The sequence below is a fragment of the Roseburia sp. 499 genome (genome assembly GCF_001940225.2).
Lineage (GTDB): Bacteria > Bacillota > Clostridia > Lachnospirales > Lachnospiraceae > Petralouisia.
This window is the reverse complement of record NZ_CP135164.1, coordinates 632,874-652,424: the sequence shown is the minus strand read 5'-3', so window position 1 is coordinate 652,424 and position 19,551 is coordinate 632,874. Positions and strand designations below refer to the sequence as shown.

Sequence of the window (19,551 nt, the reverse complement as noted above, 5' to 3'; positions counted from 1 at the left end):
TGCCTCTCAACGCATTCGTCAGTTGACTTATCCTTTTCGTAATGCTAAAATGCATTCGTTAACTAAATTATATAAACGGAGGGGCAGAGATATGAAAAAATTCAATGCAAAATTTTTATTAATTCAGGGAGCTATTATTTTAGGCATAAGTGTGATTGCCGGTTTTCTCATTAGCTTTTTTATGGACCCTGTGGACATTGTATATGCTGCAGAGATACTTACAGTCATGATACTATTTGTATTACTATTATGTTACGGCTTTTTTGGCAATATCATTACAGGAAGTATTGCAAAAAAGACAATGGAAAAACATTCACAATAGGAAAAATTCCAAAATTATAGCACATTTGTTACAGATGGTTCGTTTACTGCCAGTGCAATCATTCGAATTGATGAAAGTGCAGGCAGAATTGCCTATGTTTCATACCAGAATCCTTATGAATTCCAGATGGTATCAGCGAAAGATATTACAAACATCAAATCGAGCTACATAAAAGGACCTTTGGGTGGTACTAGATATGTATACTTTGAGTTTTATTACAACAATAAGAAGGTACGAATCCCAACCTTTACTTCACGCAATATGTATAGTTTAAAGTCTCAGGAAGTACTTGAAGGAATTTCAAAGGCAGATGCATTTTGTGATATATTAGTTCATGCGCAGAATGTATAAGATGTTTCTATTCCAATGTCAAACTTGTGGGCATAAAATCGTTAGTGTAGTGGATTTCTTGAAGGTCAGAGAAGATGAACTAGTAAAGGGTGGAGATATCTATCCTTATGAAAAGTTTCAAACATTTTTCATGTAATAATCTGTATTCTATCAAATTGAAGCTAAAGAAAGGAAGCCGTCACAGTGACGACTTCTTTTTCTTACTCCATTAATTCCTCATATATTTCTTCTGTTTTTTCTGAATCACTATCCCCAAACAAGTACCATGTTCCATCTGTTGTCTCAATCATTATCACCGGTTCTGCCTGTGGATTTAAGCATACTTTAAATCTTCTATCATATTCCCTGCTAAAAAAAGTTCCCTTGTATACTGTATCCATCCCTGTTCCATTGCTCTTTGACATAGACGGAATCTCATCTAATAATGTGATAGACTTAATAGCATTTTTGTGAATCTGATATTCCTCTTTCCAATGGACTGCTGTAATCTGCTGATTTTCATATTCTAGCTTTACCGGAGTAAATTCCTCTACCGCACAAAATACTCCTGCACCTATACAAAGCACAACGGTTAAAACAAGAATGCCAACGGTTAATAACATTGCTGCCGGCTTCGCCATATTCGTGGTAAAACCAATCCCTACTTTTTTATCTACCCAGAAACGACTGTCATTCTTATTATAGTAAAACAGACCCCAAATCCAGTTTTCATCATCTTCTGATAAAATCAGTTCTCTACTTTCTAACAGCTTCTCCTTCTGTTTTTGAACAACATGGTAGCTTACACCTACCAATACCATAGGAATCACGCAATACAACATACATATAATAATCAAAAATCCTGTCATATATGCACTATCCAGATAAAATCCTGCCAATATCAGTCCCGTAAAAATAACATTCAGCCATGTAAGATTACCAAAACATCTGCACCACTGATATTTTTTCACCCTGGAAAACTGAATATTCACATCACTGTCTGTTGTATATGCTGTTACTGGTTGTTGGTTATAATAATGCAATACCCAAAAACAAATTACTCCCACCAACGCCATACTTAGTAATACTATCTCCGTCACCCAAAGTTCCGGTGCTGCCGGAGCTTTTACTGTCTTATCCAGAATCACCGCCAGAACTGCCGGAATAAATCCTGTAATACATGCAATTAATGTAGATTTCCAAAAATACTTCGTTTTTTCCTCTATAGTTGCCGTCATATCCACATATGTACTGTTCTGCGGTTTCTCGTTATGCTCAATTTGATATTCTGCCTTATATGTCCTCATCTTTTTATTTGCTCTGATATAAGGAATAAAAGGTAATGCAATTGCTGCAAACAGCCAAATCATCCATAATATCATTACAATAGAAAAATACTTAGGCAGATATGCCAGAAACTGTACCAAAAACAGAAAAAGTATCATTCTCTTTAACTGCTTCTTGTAATCCTGCACAAGATTCTGCACACGTTCCTCTTTTAGGGCATCCTGCCATAAAGTAATGCCAAATAATGCATGGTTCTGTTCTTTTCCCATTACGACAAACAGAAAATACATAATCGGTAATAACGGTAATATACAAACACACAATATAATTTTTACTATCATAGCAGATTCCTCCTATACAACTTTTGGCATAAATCTAAAAAATCCTCATGTTTTCTTTCCCGTCAAATAATAAACTGCCAATGCAGTCCGATGAGATAGATTCTCTTTTGCCAAAATAGCGGTAATATAATTCTTTACCGTTCCTTCACTTAGGAACAATTTATTGGCAATCTCTTTATTGGAAAGTCCATCAGCAACGGCCCGAATAATATCCAATTCTCTTGCAGTGTAACCAGATTCACTAAAGCCAGTTGTCTTCCTTCCTGTTTCCTGTGCCAGATTCTCCAAAAAACCTTCCTCCATCACAGCAGTTCCGTGATAGACCGACTTTATCATCTGCTTTAAATGTTCCGGGGTATGGTTTTTAATGAGATACCCCTTAGCGCCACATTTGAGTGCCTGCTGCACCAGATTATAATCATCAAAGGTTGTCAGAATCAATACCTTTCCCAGACCACATTCTACAATATTTTTTGTTGCTTCTATTCCATCCATTTCAGGCATCTGAATATCCATTAAAAAAACATCTGGCGGTGTCTTTTCTGCTAATTCAATAGCTTCTTTTCCATTCGCCGCACATCCAAGCACCTGAAATTCCTCGTCTACACTTAAAATAATGCGCATACCATCCCGCACAAAATCACTGTCATCTGCAATAATCACTTTTATCTTTTCCATGTTTCTTTCACCCTTCCCATCTTCCGTACCGAACTTGCGCTCCTATTCCTTCATAGGCAATAGCATATTAATAGAAAATCCCGCTTCTGTATTAAAGTCCAGAATTCCATTTACGCTGCGCATTCGCCGCCTCATGCCGGCAATTCCCATACCGTCTACCACCTCACTGCACCCGACACCGTTGTCCGAAATTGTACAACGCAGTATCTTGTTCATTACAACAATTGTTATCTCTATCTTAGTACAGTGTGCATATTTCAGTGCATTAGATATTGCTTCACAGGCATTATCCAATACAATTTCCAGATATTTTTCCGGTACCTCTGCCAAATCTCCTTTTGTCACCAGCTCTGCATGAATTCCTATGTTTTCACACTCTTCGCACAATCGCTGTAACTGTAAAATAGCCAGTTTGTACTTTTCCGGTCGCTCTCTTCTTAGAATACTTCGAATTTCATCCATTCCGGTTCGTAACTGGTCAATCACTGCCTGAACCATCTTTTTGCTGGTTTCCGGGTCTTTTTCCAATAACACTTTCACTGCCTCTAACTGATAAATAGAACCATTGATATTATGTCCCAGCTTATCGTGAAGAGTCTGTGATAATCTCGTCTTTTCCTCCAGCATTTGATTTTCTGCCACCAAAAGTCCACGATTCAATTCCTCGCGAAGCTCATGTTCCTGCCGATTCATATTCCTCTTTAAATGCTGCTCAGACAAAGAATTTTCTTTTATCTCTTTCCGATAAGAGGTTACAATAAAATCATGCTGGATATATATAATTCCTGCAAGCAGTGCAACTGCCACTTGTGCAAACATATCATTTTGTGTAGGAATCCATGCAATCAGTATAGGAAAAAAATACCAGATAACAGAACCAGCTTGACGAAATCTGAATTTCATATAAGAAACAAACTCATATGCCAACAAAATTCCCAACAATAAAAACGATTCTCCATACAGATTCATTAGGAAAAACAATTCTGCTGCCAACAACACCAGAAAAAGAAGCCTCAGTCTGTTTTTCAGCAATTCCTCTCCTACAAAAAATCCCAAAAACAACGCCAAGAGCAGGAGCATCTCACCGGATGCTCCTGCCTGCCCAAACTGTATCACCAGTAAATATATTTCACTTACCAGCATTAGTAACATTTTCACTGCCAGAAAATAATTCTCCCGAATCTGCTCTGTCATGCTTCACTCTCTTTCATTTTTAACCCTACCACACCTACACATAATATTACAATCAGATAAGCCAAAGTGATACATAATATCATCGGATAGGCGGTCTGGTCTCCTACCATTAACATTTCCGTTCCCTTCATGAACCAACGCTGCGGCGTCAAATAGGAAAGACATTTTATCACCGCAGAGGAGCCTTCAATTGAGAAGTACAGACCTGCCAGTAATGCGGAAACTGTCCAAATGGCAAATACCGCATAATTCGCACCCATTACATCTCCAATTAAGATACCTACTGCCATACTCAGCACATTAAAAATAAGTCCTAGTAACAATATGAAAAGCAGGAAACCTGGCTTTGCAATGCCAAAGTCCATATCTCTTACTACAAACATCCCCACTGCCATTACACCTGTCTGCAATATTGAAATCAAAATCGACATTACAAGCTTTGACAGCAGATATTCGTATCTTCCCACTTTGGAAAGCATAATTCTAGTATACACTTTATTATCCCGTTCTTCAATCACTGTATATGCAATACATACACCGCAGAACAAAAATCCCAGCGTAATTACGGCATAGGCATAGCCCGCAAGACTCTTTTTTTCATTCTGCTCTCTACTCAAAGCAATTTCATTCTTTCCATCCACGGAAACCACTTTCTTCGCAGGCATATTCTCCTTGATTCCCTGAAGAACTGACAAAATCTGGTCTTCTTCCGCTCCTATGCCTTGTGCTGCCTGATAAATGGAAACAAGTTCGTTGGTAAATGATTCTTCCCACAATTCCCATCTCTCATCTTCTGATACCTGATAGAATCGTACTGCATCCTCCCAATTTCCATTCATAACACCTTCATTAAAGTCTGGTTTTATATATAAAATGGTACCGATTCGGTCATTCATTGCATCCTTTTTTGACTGCTCTAAGACCTCAGTTTCCGGCATTTCCTTTGCATCCTGTCTGTAAATGGAAAACATTCCTGTATCTGACAGTTCCTCCAACAGATATTCTGACAGTTCAGTTTCTGCCGCATCATAAACCTTTACTGAATATGATGACCAATCATTCAGGTACACCACCTTTTCTTCTTCTGAAATCTCTCTTATCATTCTTTCCTCATTTGCTTCTTCATAAAAAGAAGAATCGGTATGAATATTCATAATAATCATTGATACAATTGGCGTTACCAAAAGGAAAAACAAAAATCCTTTATTCCTTAATAACAGTTTCATATTTATTTTTAATAATTCTAAAAAATGATTCATGCTCTTCCCTTCTTTCTTATGGTATTAATCAATACTGCCAGTACCGTACATACAATGGTAATTCCAATCATATATAGAATACAGCTTATGGTATAATCACTTTTCCCCATACAGGAATATTCCACCAAGGCACGATTTACATGATAAATAGGAGATAAATTTTTCATAGAATCCGGCATAGACGAAAACATATAGGTCTCAAAACTTCCTCCAAAAAATCCCATAAACCATACCAACGTAAACAACGCTACAATGGTTACTGCAAGATTCCTACAAATAGCATACAAAAGCAGTCCAAATGCCATTGCTCCCATAACAGTAACCAATAGTACTACAACCGTCAAAGGAATATTTCCCCAGGAAATTCCAAAGAGAACTGTGGCTAAGAAAATGGTAGCCGCTATTTGACAAATCGTTGTCAGTACCGCCGGAATCCACCTGGAAAAATACAATTTGGTCTCAGACATAGCTGCCACTTGAAATCGTTTGCTGATTCCGTTTTTCTTCTCACTGGATAATACTCCTGCCACACTTACAATTCCACACCAGATAAAATACACTACCTCTATGATTCCATAATAATCCTTGGAATCTATTGCCGGCATAAACTCCAATTCCTGTATCGGCAAGGTTATGTTTTCCTCTTCTCCTTGTGGGAACATATTGTTTTCTATCTGTCTTGCTGCCTGTTTTTCCACCTGCACCATAAAATATTCCAGTGTTTGTCCCTCTGTTTCATAATCTGCACTTTCATACAGGGTATATTCTTCTCCATCAAATACAAGAAATCCTGCAAGGTCATTTTGTGCCATTAAACTTTCCGGGTCTCCATCCGGATAATTTGCGAATTGAATCCCAGCAGTTTTTCCTGCATCCGTGATTTCTTCTATACTGTCTGCGAACACACTCTTCTCGCTTACACGATATCCCACCTTAAATTCTTCTACATTTTCATAAGAAGACATCATATCTTCAAAAGCACTGGATAACATTGCGATTGTCAGAATAGGACCAATCAGCATACATGCAAGAACCCATTTATTTCGCAGCATCAGCTTAAAATTGTTCTTTATCAAATATCTTATCATCCTGCATTCCCCCACTATTCTGCGTAATCTCTCAGTTTCTTTCCCGTCAAGGTAAGAAATACTTCTTCTAAGGTAATTTCTTCGTTTCCATCGGCTACCATCTGTTTCAGTTCCTGACTGGTTCCACAGGCTATCATTTTACCGTTATCCATAATAGCAATTCTGGTACAGATTGCTTCTACTTCCTCCATATAATGGCTAGTATAGATAACAGTAGCTCCATTCTGATTGGATTCCTTAATCTTCTCTAAAATAAAATTTCTAGACTGTGGATCAATTCCTACCGTAGGTTCATCAAAAATCAACAATTCCGGTTGATGCCCGATGGCACAGGCTATATTTAATCTGCGCTTCATACCACCGGAAAAGTTTTTGGCAAATTCGCTGCGTCTTTCAGAAAGCCCTACATATTCCAACGACTTATCCACTGACTGTCGCAATTCTTCTCCCTTTATCCCATACAAAGAAGTAAATAACTCCACATTTTCCCATGCTTTCAAATTTCCATGTATTGCAAGTTCCTGTGGAATGTACCCAATTCTTTGAATTACTTCCTTTTTCTGCTTCCACGGATCCTTTCCCAACAGCTCTATCTTACCCGCTGTAGGTTTTGTAATGGAGCAAATCATGTTCATGGTGGTACTCTTTCCTGCTCCATTTGGTCCCAAAAGTCCAAAAATTTCTCCCTTTTTAATTTCAAGATTTAGACTGTCCACAACTACCTTGCTTCCATACTTTTTAGTCAAATCTGTTGTTCTTAATATAATTTCTTCCATATCTTAATCCTCTCCGTTTCTTATCGTTCAAGAATGTCACCAGTGTTTTTCCTATGTATACATGATACCAATTGTGGGAGAAGGTTGGTAGTGAAAAAAGAAATGAAATGTGATGTGACTTTTGTCATGTTTTGAATTTCAGCTTATGATCTTCGTACAAAAAAAAGCAAACATAGACAATTCTTTGCCCATGTCTGCTTTTTATTTTGCTTACTATTGTTATGCCTTTCCCTTACATTCCGCTTTTAACGCTCCATTCTCCACATCTATAAGAATGGTATCTCCTGCTCCCACTTGGTCTGCCAAAATTAGCTTTGCTGCCAAGGTCTCTACAGTCTTTTGCAGATAACGTTTCAAAGGTCTTGCACCATATACCGGATCATAACCATTATCTACAATAAACTGCTCTGCCTGTGATGTTAATTCCACTGAGATTTCTCGTTCTACCAGACGCTTATTCAAATCAGCCATCAATAAATGAATGATACCGCCGATGTTGTTCTTCGTCAGTGGCTTGAACATGATAATCTCATCCAGACGGTTCAAGAACTCCGGTCGGAAGTTGCCACGCAATTCATTCATTGCTGCTTCTTCTGCATCCGGCTTAATATCACCGTTCTCATCAATTCCCTCAAGCAGATAAGATGAACCAAGGTTGGATGTCATAATCAGGATTGTGTTCTTAAAGTCAACCGTACGGCCTTGAGAATCCGTAATTCGTCCATCGTCCAATACCTGGAGCAATACATTAAATACATCCGGATGTGCCTTTTCCACCTCATCAAACAATACAACGGAATAAGGTTTTCTTCGTACTGCTTCCGTCAGCTGTCCACCTTCTTCATATCCTACATATCCTGGAGGTGCTCCGATTAAACGAGACACAGAATATTTCTCCATGTACTCACTCATATCAATACGCACCATGTTATTTTCATCATCAAAAAGACTGGCTGCCAACGCCTTGGCCAGTTCTGTCTTACCAACTCCAGTAGGTCCTAAAAATAGGAAAGAACCGATTGGTTTGGTCGGGTCTTTGATTCCCGCTTTCGAGCGAATGATGGCTTCTGTTACCTTGGTAACGCCTTCGTCCTGTCCGATGACACGTTTATGCAGTTCTTCATCCAGATGCAATGTTTTATTTCGTTCACTTTCGGTCAGCTTTGCTACCGGAATTCCTGTCCATCTGGAAATAATTCTTGCAATTTCTTCTTCACTGACATTTTCATGTACCAGACTTAAGTCTTTCTTTCGTACCTGTTCCTCTTCAATTTCTAACTGTTTCTGAAGCTGTGGCAGTTTTCCATATTGCAGTTCTGCTGCCTTTTCCAAATCATAACTCTGCTGTGCCTTAGCAATTTCTGCATTGATTCCCTCTATTTCTTCTCTCAGCTTCTGTACCTTTTCTACGGACTTCTTCTCATTATCCCACTGTGCTTTTTTGTTCTGGAACTCGTTCTTTAACTCAGCAAGTTCTTTCTGTAAAGTTTCCAGTCGATCTTTACTTAAACGATCTCCTTCCTTTTTCAATGCTGCTTCTTCAATTTCCATTTGCATCACCTTACGCTGAAGTTCATCTAGTTCGGTAGGCATGGAATCCAGTTCTGTCTTTATCAACGCACATGCTTCATCCACTAAATCGATTGCCTTATCCGGCAGGAAACGGTCACTGATGTAACGGTTGGACAGCACTGCTGCAGATACCAGCGCGCCATCTGTAATCTTAACCCCATGGAACACTTCGTAGCGGTCTTTTAAACCACGAAGGATAGAAATGGTATCTTCTACCGTAGGCTCATCCACATGTACCGGCTGGAATCTTCGCTCCAAAGCTGCATCCTTTTCAATATATTCACGGTATTCATCTAAAGTAGTAGCTCCAATACAGTGCAATTCACCACGAGCAAGCATTGGCTTCAAGAGCTGACCTGCATCCATGGCTCCATCTGTCTTTCCGGCACCAACAATGGTATGAAGTTCATCAATAAACAGAATAATCTGTCCGTCACTATTTTTTATTTCATCCAATACTGCCTTCAAACGCTCTTCAAATTCACCACGATACTTGGCTCCTGCTACTAACGCTCCCATATCTAGTGCAAACAACTTCTTGTCCTTCAAGCCTTCCGGCACGTCACCACGAACAATACGTTGTGCAAGCCCTTCTACCACAGCTGTCTTACCAACACCAGGCTCACCTATCAGCACTGGGTTATTCTTTGTCTTACGAGACAAGATACGAACTACATTACGAATCTCACTGTCACGTCCGATAACCGGATCCAATTTCTGATCTCTGGCGCGTTCCACCATATCATAGCCATACTTCTCCAGGGTATCATAAGTAGCCTCCGGGTTATCAGATACTACCTTCTGATTGCCTCGTACCGTTGCCAATGCCTGCAAAAAACGATCTCTGGTGATTCCATATTCCTTGAAAATTTCCTTCATTGCCTGATTTGGGTATTTTAATAGAGTTAAAAACAAATGCTCTACGGAAACATATTCGTCTCCCATTTTTTTCGCCTCATCTTCAGCACTAATCAATACCTTATTCAGGTTCTGTCCCATATAGACCTGTCCACCGGAAACCTTCACACGCTTTTCCAGATGCGTAATGGCATTCTGTGTGAAATGTTCCTTATTAATTTCCATCTTCTCAATCAACTTTGGAATAAGACCGTCCTCCTGGGTCAGCAAGGACACCAGCAAATGTTCCTGTTCGATTTCCTGATTGCCGTATTCATAGGCTAATTTCTCACATCCATTGATGGCTTCGATTGACTTTTGTGTAAACTTCTGAATATTCATAAGGGTACCTCCTTCCCTCCTGATGTTATTATTGCTCAAAATAGTTTTTCATATCACAACAAAAAGTAGTATTGTTCTATGTTTGTTATAACAATACTACTTTTTGTTAGCACTGTCAAGAGGTGAGTGCTAATTCTTTTTATTTGACCTATTCGTTTATTCTACTCCTCCGCCAACCAATAATTCGCCTTATCTCTCTCCAAGATATTCTCTGCTATCATATCCCGGCGAATGGTACAAAAATCATCATTAAAATCTGCAATCAAAATATTGACTTCTCGCTCTGTATATTTTTTCCCTTTTTCAAAGGACTTTGCAATTTCTTCCAGAACGATTCGTTCCTTTTTTCGCTGTGCAGGAATTGACTTTAACTTTCCATATTCAAAAAAAGCCTCTATTACCTTTCTCCGATATGCTTCCTCTCGCTCCTGCTGCTGCTTAGACTCGGAAGACTCTTCCCGGATGATATCTATAATATTTGTCATAAATACATCTTTTTTCAGAGAATACATCATATAATACTGGTCTTTATAAGACTCCACAGCTCCGGCATCCTCTAATTTTTTTAGATGAAAGGAAATGGTAGGCGGTGTCAAATTCAACCGTTCCGCCAATCGTTCCACATACATGTCCTCTTGCATCAACGACTTTAATATCTGAAGTCTTGACTTATCTGCCAAACACTTAAATAGCTTAATCGCCTCTGATTCTGTCATATATTCACTCTCCTATAGTCTCTGATATTCTGCCATAATCCGCTCCACCACTGCAAGCTTTGTTTCTTCTATCAAAATCTTCTGAGCATCCTGATGCTCCTTGGCAATTTCATAGGATTTCTTCCAATTGGCAGGCACTGACTTTGCCTTTTGCAAAAACATCTCTTCAGCCTTTGTATCATCGCCACCAGCCTTCTCTGCTTCTTGCAAAGATACCCGATAGAGGGTTCCAAAAATATCATAAATATTGGCTTCTACCTTGCAAAGATTTGCTTCGTCCTTCCGTTCCTCTGCGAGCAACTTCTTTTCCTTCTCGATACATTGATTTTTTTCCTTTGTTAAATATTCCACAAATTTATCTTTTTTTTCCATTTTTATTCCTCTTTTCTATTTCCCCGTTTTTATACCTATCTAATCACTTTACACATTTCATTATACACATCATTTTATTATTGTCAATATTATTTTTATATTCATCTAATCAGTTTTTTCTATAGTAGAAGCACCAGTGTTCCTGCTACCAACACCATCAGTCCAACCACTGCTTTTTTCGTCAACTTTTCCTTCAAAAATATTCTTGCAAAAACTATGGTAATCAATACACTTAACTTATCAATGGGTACTACGATGCTGGCAGGTCCTTCTTGAAGTGCTCGGTAATAGCAGAGCCAGGACAGTCCGGTTGTAACTCCTGAAAACACCAGAAATATCCAACTTTTCTTTTCGATTCCTCTTACCTTTGCCTGTTTCTTCTGAAGAAAAACCACAATCCATGCCATTACAAGCACCACACAGGTGCGCACTGCTGTTCCATAATTGGACGGAATCCCTTCCATTCCCAATTTTCCAAGGATGGATGTCAGACTGGCAAATACTGCGGAAAGTACTGCATATATCAGCCAAAGAGAATTTCCTTTTTCCTTCTGCCTGTCAGTTACCTCTTTCTTTTCTATCATCAGCATGGTTCCTGTCAATATCCCCACCATTCCAATGAACATAACCATCGTAAGGGATTCTCCCAAAAAGAAAAATGCCAATATCATAGTAAGTACTGTACTTGTCTTATCAATAGGAGTTACCTTATTTACATCACCTAACTGCAATGCCTTAAAATAGCAAAGCCAAGATGCTCCCGTTGCAATTCCCGATAATACCAGTAATAACAAATTCTTCTCAGATACGGATTCCAGTGGAATATAAGAATCTGTTACGAACACCATAAGCCACGAAAACAACAGCACTACAAGAGTTCGTAGTGCTGTCGCCACATCAGAATCCGTATTTTTTACTCCAACCTTTGCAAGAATCGCAGTCGCTCCGGCAAACACTGCGGAGCCTGCGGCAAAAAATATCCACATATTTCGTCACCTTAATAATACCTTTTTCCGGAAATTAAATTAATTTTTCAAATTCATCCATCGGAATCGGTTTTGAATACAAATATCCTTGTGCCATATCGCAACCAATTCCTTTCAAAAAGTCTGCCTGCTCTGATGTTTCCACCCCTTCACACAAAGTTCCGATTTCCATTTTCTTTGCCATTTCTACTACCTGTTGCACAATGATACTGCTTCGCTGAGACTCTGCTGTTTCATCCAAGAATCCTTTATCGATCTTTAAAATATCTACAGGCAAATCTTTTAGCAGATTCAAAGAAGAATAACCACTGCCAAAATCATCAATAGAAACATGGTAGCCTTCCCTTTTACACTCTCTTACAAAATCTCTGGTAATGCTTTGATCCCCACCCATAATGGTTTCTGTCAATTCCAATTCAAAATACTCTTTCGGAATATCATATTTTTCCATTAACTTATTTAGCTTTATAAAAAAGTCATACGTCCTTATATGTACTCTTGAAACATTCACCGATACACAAATTAACTTACGTCCTTCCTCCCTCCAAGTTGCCATTTTCTTTAACACCTGCTCATACACATAAAAATCAACATTTATGATGAATCCATTTCTTTCAAATAAAGGAATGAACTGATCCGGCCATACCATCTTGCCATCTTGCTCTATCCATCTCACTAAAGCTTCAGCCCCAATAATTTCTCCCGTTGGAAGATAATACTTCGGTTGCAGGTAAACTTGAAATTCTCCATTTTCCAGTGCTGCTTCCATCTTATTTTCAATGGCAATATCCTTTGCAATATTCTCTTTCATCTTTTCATCATAATAAGCAACACTCTCATCTGCAATTTCCTTTATACTTTTCCTTGCCAAGGAAGCCTGATCTACATACCGTTTTACATCTTTTCGCTTTTCTCCGGCATGAATCAATCGTATTCCAGATTTTATTGTAATCTTGTAGTACTGACGCTTTCCTCCATTATCAAAATATATCTCCTTTTTCAAAGGATTCAGCATTTCCTCCCGATAGTCCTTTTCCTCCATCAGTATCATAAAAATATCTGCTGTTCCTCGAGCATAATATCCAACTCCCCCAAAGACATCTTGTATTCTTTTTCCAAGCACTGTAAGTATCCTGTCTCCGGCGTAAGACCCAAAGTCATTATTTATAAATTTGAACTTATTAATATCAAGCGTAATCAGCAGATATGCTTTATCCGGATTCCTATCTAATATTTCCTGTGTTTCTTTATAAAATTTCACATCGTTCCATAATCCGGTCACAGAATCTGTCAATGCCAAATGACGATAATGTTTTTCACGTTTAGATATAATCAATATTACAAATAGTACTATGACCAACAAAACCATCATAATATAAGGAATAGCATTTACAATAATCTCTTTAACAGTAAGCGTATATTGCGCATTTATCGTATTTTCGGAGATACATTTTAAAATCTGGTCTTCCGGTATTTGGAAAATTGCCTTATTTAAAATACTTTGCAATATTTCCGCATTCTCATTCTTCATTCCTATTCCAATGCAAATCGGAATATTACTTGATATATTCGGAATCACTCTTAAATCATCATAATTATTCAAATTAAGAACCGTCTGTAAAAAAATGGAATTTATCAGTGCTAAATCCGTATCATTACTTTCTACTGCCTTCAGACAAGTCTCGGCATCATCATATGTTCGAATCTCCCAATTGGGCTCATTTTCTCTAATATATGTCTGAATGCCTACATACCCTATAGGAATAGCAACCGTAGGATTTTCCGGTATCTCTTTTGACCACTGCGCTACAATAGAATATTCCATATCAAAGTAGCTTTCTGTAAAAGTCATATTATACTCTTTTCTCAAAGTATTATTTGCATAACTTCCAGCTATAATATCTGCCTCACCATTTGCTATCATTTCCCATGCTTCTTCATAATTCTCAAGAGGAATATATTCAAACTCCAATCCGCTTTCCTTTGAAATCACCTCTAGCAAATCGGCATAGATTCCGGAATACTTCCCAGTTGTTTCATCTACGTATCCTATCGGACAGCTCCCCGCATCGCATACTACTTTTATAGGTTCCTTTCGCAAAATGAACTCATACTCTTCTCTTGTAATTCCTGTCAATTTTTCGTAAGGTACACCATAAAAACTCTCATGTAACCCGGAAATATAAAAAGGACGTTCTCTTTTCAATTCAAGATCTGCCTTATTCAATTCATCCATTAATTCCGGATTATTTTTACTTACCGTAAAATATTCCGGTACCGAATACGTCTTTCCTACATACTTAATATTCTCTATATCTCGAAGGCTAGATACCAACATAATATCTATCGTTTTACTCTTTAACGCCTCCTGCATACTCTCCAGGTCTTCAAAATAAACTGGTTCATAAGAGATTCCGTTTTCACTGGCATAACGAATTAATGCATTCTCTAAATCAGCATTAACATTGATTCCGATTTTTTTCCCATTAATATGCTGAAAATCATCAAAAAAAATCTCAGTGTTATCTTCCACGGTTGCCAACATTCCATACTCTAATACAGTTGTTTCTCTACAAAATAACAATTGATCCTTTTGTTCGCAATCTTTATGTATACTACATAACAAATCAATGTCGCCATTCAACAACTTTTCTATCCGGTCATTCTCACTAACCTCAACAAATTTGTAAGTCCAACCGGTTATTTTTGCTAATTCATTTAGGTAAGCAACCCCATAGCCATAGTAGTTTCCTTCTTTATCCACTTTAATCATATGGTCATATGGGACATATCCTACTTTTACTTCTTTTCCTGTATTTTGTTGGTTCTCCGCAGTAACTTGTATTGGAAACACTGCAAAAAATAATACCAGTATCAGCATTCCGATAGCACTGCACCTTTTGTATAATTTTCTCATAATTCTCAGCCTTTCCCCTAGTTTTTCTTTCTTCTTCTATTATTTTAATTATACTTTCACATCATAAAAAAAGCAACCTATAAGTGTACAAAAACATTCCTTTTATCCTACATTTTTCGCACTAAAAAAAGAGAGTTTCACATTCAATTTGTGATTCTCTCTTTCTAGATTTCTGCACTTTCTTAACTTATCTCAATAAAGTTCTGCAATTCTGGTAACACCAACATAAATCTCCGATATTTTATACCAAGTCGGATAATCTACAACTCCTGTTGCCGGAAGTCCAAATATAGACTGGAACTGCCTTACTGCTTCCGCTGTAGCCGGTCCATACGAACCATCGGTGGCAACTCTCGGAATAGAAGTATATACCTGTGCAATACGATTCAACTGTTCCTGCATCTGACGCACCTTGTTTCCACTAGAACCAATGGTTAAATCTTCTCCCGGCCAGGATGCCGGCACCCCTGAAATCTCTTCTGCCTCATTAATATACATATCATCTCCATAATAATATCGTATAATTTCAATCGGGGCGTAATTTTGGTCTCCTAAATACTTAGACCCCCATTGACTCATCCAATTCGGACAGGTAACTCGTTCCCCATCACAATATTGGGTCAAAATGGGCTGCTTTACATTTGGTCTTGATAAATAATTTGCAAATATCTCGTCCACTACTCTGGAAATACTCTCAAAGTAATTTCTTCCATACATCCACTTATGATCATATGCAGTAGAAGAAGTTATAGTAAAATCATATCCCTTATTTCGGTACCCCGAAACCATCACTGATTCGGGGTTGCTGAAAAAAATCATTGATATTGATTTTGAAGCGGATTACAATATCATCTTTTGTAATATCAATACGCTCAATCAGTTTATCAACCAGTACTCGTTTGGTTGCTGTATCGGCATTCATAAAAACTTCCTGCCATGTCGGTATCTGACTCCTAAGTTCCTGCCATTCATTTACATTGACAGAAACACTATTCAAATCAGCTTCTTTTTGTCGGATTACTTCCTGCTGTGCTTTTAATTGTTCCTTATGCTTATTGATGATAGCAACCAGTTCTTCAAGAGAGAGTGGATATTCTCCCAACATTGCATTGGGTATATTGCTTTCCATTACATCAATTTTTTGTTGTATCTTTGCAAGTTCCAGCTTTTCTTTAGCAACTATTTTTTCAAGAGCCTTTTTCTCGGTATTCTGGTTAGCTTGAATTTGTTCAAATACATTTTCATTTTTTTGTAGCTTGCCAATATATTTTGCAAGAGCTTCAAAAACAATCGGTTCAATCTTATCGGCTCGGTGTTGCTTCGTTTTATCGTGCGGTACTCCTTGCCATGCGTTCTGACATTTGTATATAGGAATTTGCTTCGTTCTTCGTTCTCCAGTTGCTTTAATTGTCCAGTAATTATATCTGCTTCCATTTACCATTTTACACCCACAATAACCGCAATGCAAAACATCAACTAAGGCTAACATACCATCGTTCCTCCTAATAACTGTAACATCTTTGTTCTCTAATTTCTTTGTATATTTATCGCCACGTTTTTTCCGTTTTTCCTGCACTTTGTTCCATGTATTTCCATCAATGATTGTAATATTATCATTTGGTTCAGCTGATAACACCCATTCGTCACTATCCAGTCTACGATACTTTCCATTCTTGCGTTCTCGTCGTTTATAAGCTGTATGTCCTGCGTAAATAGGATTAGTAAGAATAGATGTAACAGTACCACTTTTCCATACATCATTCGGAGCAAGTGCCTTGTATTTTTCTTCTGTATTTAATTCTTTTGCAATTTTAGCTGAACCATATTCTTTATCATTAGATAAATGATAAATATGCTTTACAACCTCGGCTTGCTCTGGAACAATAACCAGATGTTTTAAAGCTCGTCCATGCTTACTAATTTCTCCAGAATATTCAAGGGTATATCCAAACGGAGCAGAACCACCCATGAATTTTCCTTTCTGTACTAGCTTCTGTGCGGTGTCCTTTACTCTTTGTCCTGTGTCGGAGCTTGATTTCTGTGCATTACCATATCGTAACGCAAGAACCATTTGTCCCATAATATCATCCGATTCGGGAGAAATACAGCCATCTTTGACAGTATATATATCAACTCCTAAACTTTTTAACGACATTACATACCCACCAATTTCCCACATACGTCTGCCAAGTCGGTCATCTTTATATACAACTAATATGTCAAACTCTTTGGCTTCTGCGTCTTTGTAGATTTCCCTGAGAATATCTCTATCCGATACAGCATTTTTATAACCACTGTTGCTTCCTTCAAAGTATTCTTTACTATCAAGAACCCATTCACTATGGCTTGTTACATATTCTGTTACTAATTGTCTTTGTACGCTCAAGTCTCCATCTGCTTCCAACTGTTGATTAGAGCTTACTCGAAGTAGAATACGAACTCTTTTTCTTTGCATTATTCTTCACGCTCCTTTCTGTGAAGCAGGGAAAACATCCCCGCTTTTATATTAAGAGATTTTTTTCATTTGTTCCTGTAAAGCATTAGTAAGAATATCCTTAACCTCTTTCTTAATCTGATTATCACATTCTGTCGGCTCTGGAAATTCCACATATACTTTCATTCCCTCGCATTTAATCTCTTTTTTCTGATAGACTGTTGCTTCTTTCATGGCAAGCTCCCTAATACCATTTACTACAATAGTATTCTTTCGGAGCTTGTCACATTCGGTCATTGTATTTACCATGGACATCAACTCCTTTCCTTGATATTTCAACCTCCTTTTGATTGATAACCACTTTATATGGTATGACTATCATATCATTGCACATTGATTTTGTCAACCACTTTTTATAGGTTGACTTTTTAAAACGCAGACTATATAATATATGTAGACTTGTAGGAAAGGAGTTTACGCATGGATATTACAGATATGAAGATTTACGGGTATGCCAGCTTGCGAACAGGTCACACCAAAGACGAATTAAAGAAAAACTTTGAGAATACAAGGTTATATGCTGACTACTTGGATATAGTAAAGACCATGAAGAATATGTTCGTTTATGTATCAGAGGACGCTGTTACACCTACCTATGACATTATAGAAAACAATATGTCTTTCAATCCAGAGACTACATTACAAGTAGATGTGATTACAAGTGCCAGAGACGGAATGTTCTTTAAACTGGACAGCATAATTAAGCAGTCTGATGAACAGCCCTTTAAACCTTTCAATACTGTGCTTATCATCAATTCTCTTAGTGCCTTTGGAAATGTGGCAAACATTAAGAAGTATTACAAGATATTTAGAGAAAAGAACATAGGTGTTCTCTTTCCAGACTATACACGAGAAAGTTCATTATCAGAATTTAGTACATTTGATTTCGGCTTTAAACCTCGCACAAAATCAGAGTATGACCGAGCTTTTGACCTTGTAGCACGATTGGAAGATGGCGATATCCCAGACAGTCGTGGTCGTATTGGAAAAGATTATAGTATGGCTTTTCGTGTGGCCTTTTGGCTCTATGAACTATTCAAAATACCAGAGAAAACAGCGGTTTCAATGTCTGGATTCAGTAAAAATGGCTTTCATATGAAAGCGGACAACTATGAGCAAACAGTTAATTATAAGAAAGAGTTAGAGTTGTTCGACCAGAAATATAATATATCTACCTTAGTAAAGAGGAACAGACCTGTTCCAGAAAACTTTGATAAGCTGATACATTGGTATGAGAAAAAAGGTAGTCTTGAAATGGCTTGTATTCATTGTAAAGTACCAATGATATTCCCAGTTGATTATAAGCGACTTGTCTTGAAAGCCGAGGGAGGTCGTAAAGAGCTTGCAAGATGTACCAAACGATATGATACCGATTTGATAAATGGATTTGATGAATGGGTTGCTTCTGGAAATGCTCCAACAGACTTTTATACGCAATGTGATGAAATACTTCAATACTTGGATGAAATGAGATGAAATAAGTCAACACACAAAAAGTGGTTGACAAATTCAAAAGCTTGTAGTAATATTAATATATCCTCTCAAAAGGGGGGATATATTTTTTAGAATATAGCAAGCTCACAAAAAGTGGTTAATTGTAAACTTGCTATTAGAAAGGAGTATATATGGATTATGATTACATTAAACAAATCATACCAGAAAAAAGACCGTTCTTTACAGAATCAAATGGTATATTTGCCTTTAGCTCTGGTATGCTCTTGGTACTTGAAAATGATGATACAAACGAATGGTATAACGCTATTATTTCAGCAATAGACCGATTTGTAAGTGGTGATTATGGAAACTTCTATGAAGATGAAGAATACATTTCTTTAGGGCATGAATACGGAAGTTATGACAGTCCTTTTGGAAATACTGTATATGATGGCTCTATTGTAATTCACGCAGAAAAACATATTGATTCGTTTGGAACACCAGCAGACGCAGTTATTTTCTTCTGGTATGAACGCTAAATAAGGA

At 37.7% G+C, this 19,551-nt stretch carries 16 protein-coding genes and 1 pseudogene; 3 read left to right on the top strand and 14 right to left on the bottom strand.

Annotated features, from left to right (window positions below):
• Positions 1-91 precede the first annotated feature (91 nt).
• Positions 92-322: a hypothetical protein gene (locus BIV20_RS03355; RefSeq protein ID WP_075718053.1), complete on the top strand. Its 231-nt coding sequence runs from the start codon at positions 92-94 to the stop codon at positions 320-322.
• 551 nt (positions 323-873) lie between these two features.
• On the opposite strand, the gene BIV20_RS03350 is transcribed toward BIV20_RS03355, so the two are convergent.
• The 14 genes and pseudogenes from BIV20_RS03350 to BIV20_RS03285 all read right to left on the bottom strand — a co-directional run bounded on the left by BIV20_RS03350 (position 874) and on the right by BIV20_RS03285 (position 17,820).
• A complete protein-coding gene (locus BIV20_RS03350; RefSeq protein ID WP_075718051.1) occupies positions 874-2,280 on the bottom strand; it encodes a DUF5808 domain-containing protein in 1,407 nt (468 codons plus the stop codon).
• Positions 2,281-2,325: 45 nt separating this feature from the next.
• On the bottom strand, positions 2,326-2,958 hold the full coding sequence (locus BIV20_RS03345; RefSeq protein ID WP_075718049.1) for a response regulator: 633 nt from the start codon (positions 2,956-2,958) through the stop codon (positions 2,326-2,328).
• Between the two features lie 42 nt (positions 2,959-3,000).
• Positions 3,001-4,152, bottom strand: coding sequence for a sensor histidine kinase (locus BIV20_RS03340; protein ID WP_075718047.1), 1,152 nt, complete (start codon positions 4,150-4,152; stop codon positions 3,001-3,003).
• Positions 4,149-5,411 carry an ABC transporter permease gene (locus BIV20_RS03335; RefSeq protein WP_075718045.1) on the bottom strand — a complete coding sequence of 421 codons (1,263 nt, stop codon included), beginning with the start codon at positions 5,409-5,411 and terminating at the stop codon, positions 4,149-4,151. Before BIV20_RS03335 ends, BIV20_RS03340 begins: the two co-directional genes overlap by 4 nt.
• Positions 5,408-6,487, bottom strand: coding sequence for an ABC transporter permease (locus BIV20_RS03330; protein ID WP_158024900.1), 1,080 nt, complete (start codon positions 6,485-6,487; stop codon positions 5,408-5,410). The genes BIV20_RS03335 and BIV20_RS03330 overlap by 4 nt, the downstream gene beginning before the upstream one ends.
• A 26-nt stretch (positions 6,488-6,513) precedes the next feature.
• Positions 6,514-7,275, bottom strand: coding sequence for an ABC transporter ATP-binding protein (locus BIV20_RS03325; RefSeq protein ID WP_075718041.1), 762 nt, complete (start codon positions 7,273-7,275; stop codon positions 6,514-6,516).
• A 219-nt stretch (positions 7,276-7,494) separates the two neighbouring features.
• Positions 7,495-10,086 carry an ATP-dependent chaperone ClpB gene (gene clpB, locus BIV20_RS03320; protein ID WP_075718039.1) on the bottom strand — a complete coding sequence of 864 codons (2,592 nt, stop codon included), beginning with the start codon at positions 10,084-10,086 and terminating at the stop codon, positions 7,495-7,497.
• 161 nt (positions 10,087-10,247) lie between these two features.
• Positions 10,248-10,802: a DUF2087 domain-containing protein gene (locus tag BIV20_RS03315; RefSeq protein ID WP_075718037.1), complete on the bottom strand. Its 555-nt coding sequence runs from the start codon at positions 10,800-10,802 to the stop codon at positions 10,248-10,250.
• A gap of 12 nt (positions 10,803-10,814) precedes the next feature.
• The gene (locus BIV20_RS03310; protein ID WP_075718035.1) at positions 10,815-11,174 is read right to left on the bottom strand and encodes a hypothetical protein; all 360 of its coding nucleotides are present in this window, start codon (positions 11,172-11,174) and stop codon (positions 10,815-10,817) included.
• 119 nt (positions 11,175-11,293) lie between these two features.
• Positions 11,294-12,160 (bottom strand): EamA family transporter, encoded by an 867-nt coding sequence (locus tag BIV20_RS03305; RefSeq protein WP_075718033.1) that lies wholly within the window; start codon positions 12,158-12,160, stop codon positions 11,294-11,296.
• A gap of 34 nt (positions 12,161-12,194) precedes the next feature.
• Entirely contained in the window at positions 12,195-15,077 is a 2,883-nt protein-coding gene (locus tag BIV20_RS03300) for an EAL domain-containing protein (RefSeq protein WP_075718031.1), read from the bottom strand.
• Between the two features lie 192 nt (positions 15,078-15,269).
• Positions 15,270-15,869, bottom strand: a pseudogene (locus BIV20_RS03295) (peptidoglycan-binding protein); the annotation flags it as partial.
• Positions 15,844-17,532 (bottom strand): recombinase family protein, encoded by a 1,689-nt coding sequence (locus BIV20_RS03290; protein ID WP_075718029.1) that lies wholly within the window; start codon positions 17,530-17,532, stop codon positions 15,844-15,846. The gene BIV20_RS03290 and the pseudogene BIV20_RS03295, both read right to left, overlap by 26 nt.
• A gap of 51 nt (positions 17,533-17,583) precedes the next feature.
• Positions 17,584-17,820 (bottom strand): hypothetical protein, encoded by a 237-nt coding sequence (locus tag BIV20_RS03285; protein ID WP_143524489.1) that lies wholly within the window; start codon positions 17,818-17,820, stop codon positions 17,584-17,586.
• A 171-nt stretch (positions 17,821-17,991) separates the two neighbouring features.
• Between BIV20_RS03285 and BIV20_RS03280 the strand changes: the two genes are divergently transcribed.
• Together BIV20_RS03280 and BIV20_RS03275 are read left to right on the top strand one after the other, a co-directional pair.
• Entirely contained in the window at positions 17,992-19,047 is a 1,056-nt protein-coding gene (locus BIV20_RS03280) for a hypothetical protein (RefSeq protein ID WP_075718025.1), read from the top strand.
• A gap of 149 nt (positions 19,048-19,196) precedes the next feature.
• Positions 19,197-19,544 carry a hypothetical protein gene (locus BIV20_RS03275; protein WP_075718023.1) on the top strand — a complete coding sequence of 116 codons (348 nt, stop codon included), beginning with the start codon at positions 19,197-19,199 and terminating at the stop codon, positions 19,542-19,544.
• Positions 19,545-19,551: the final 7 nt, after the last annotated feature.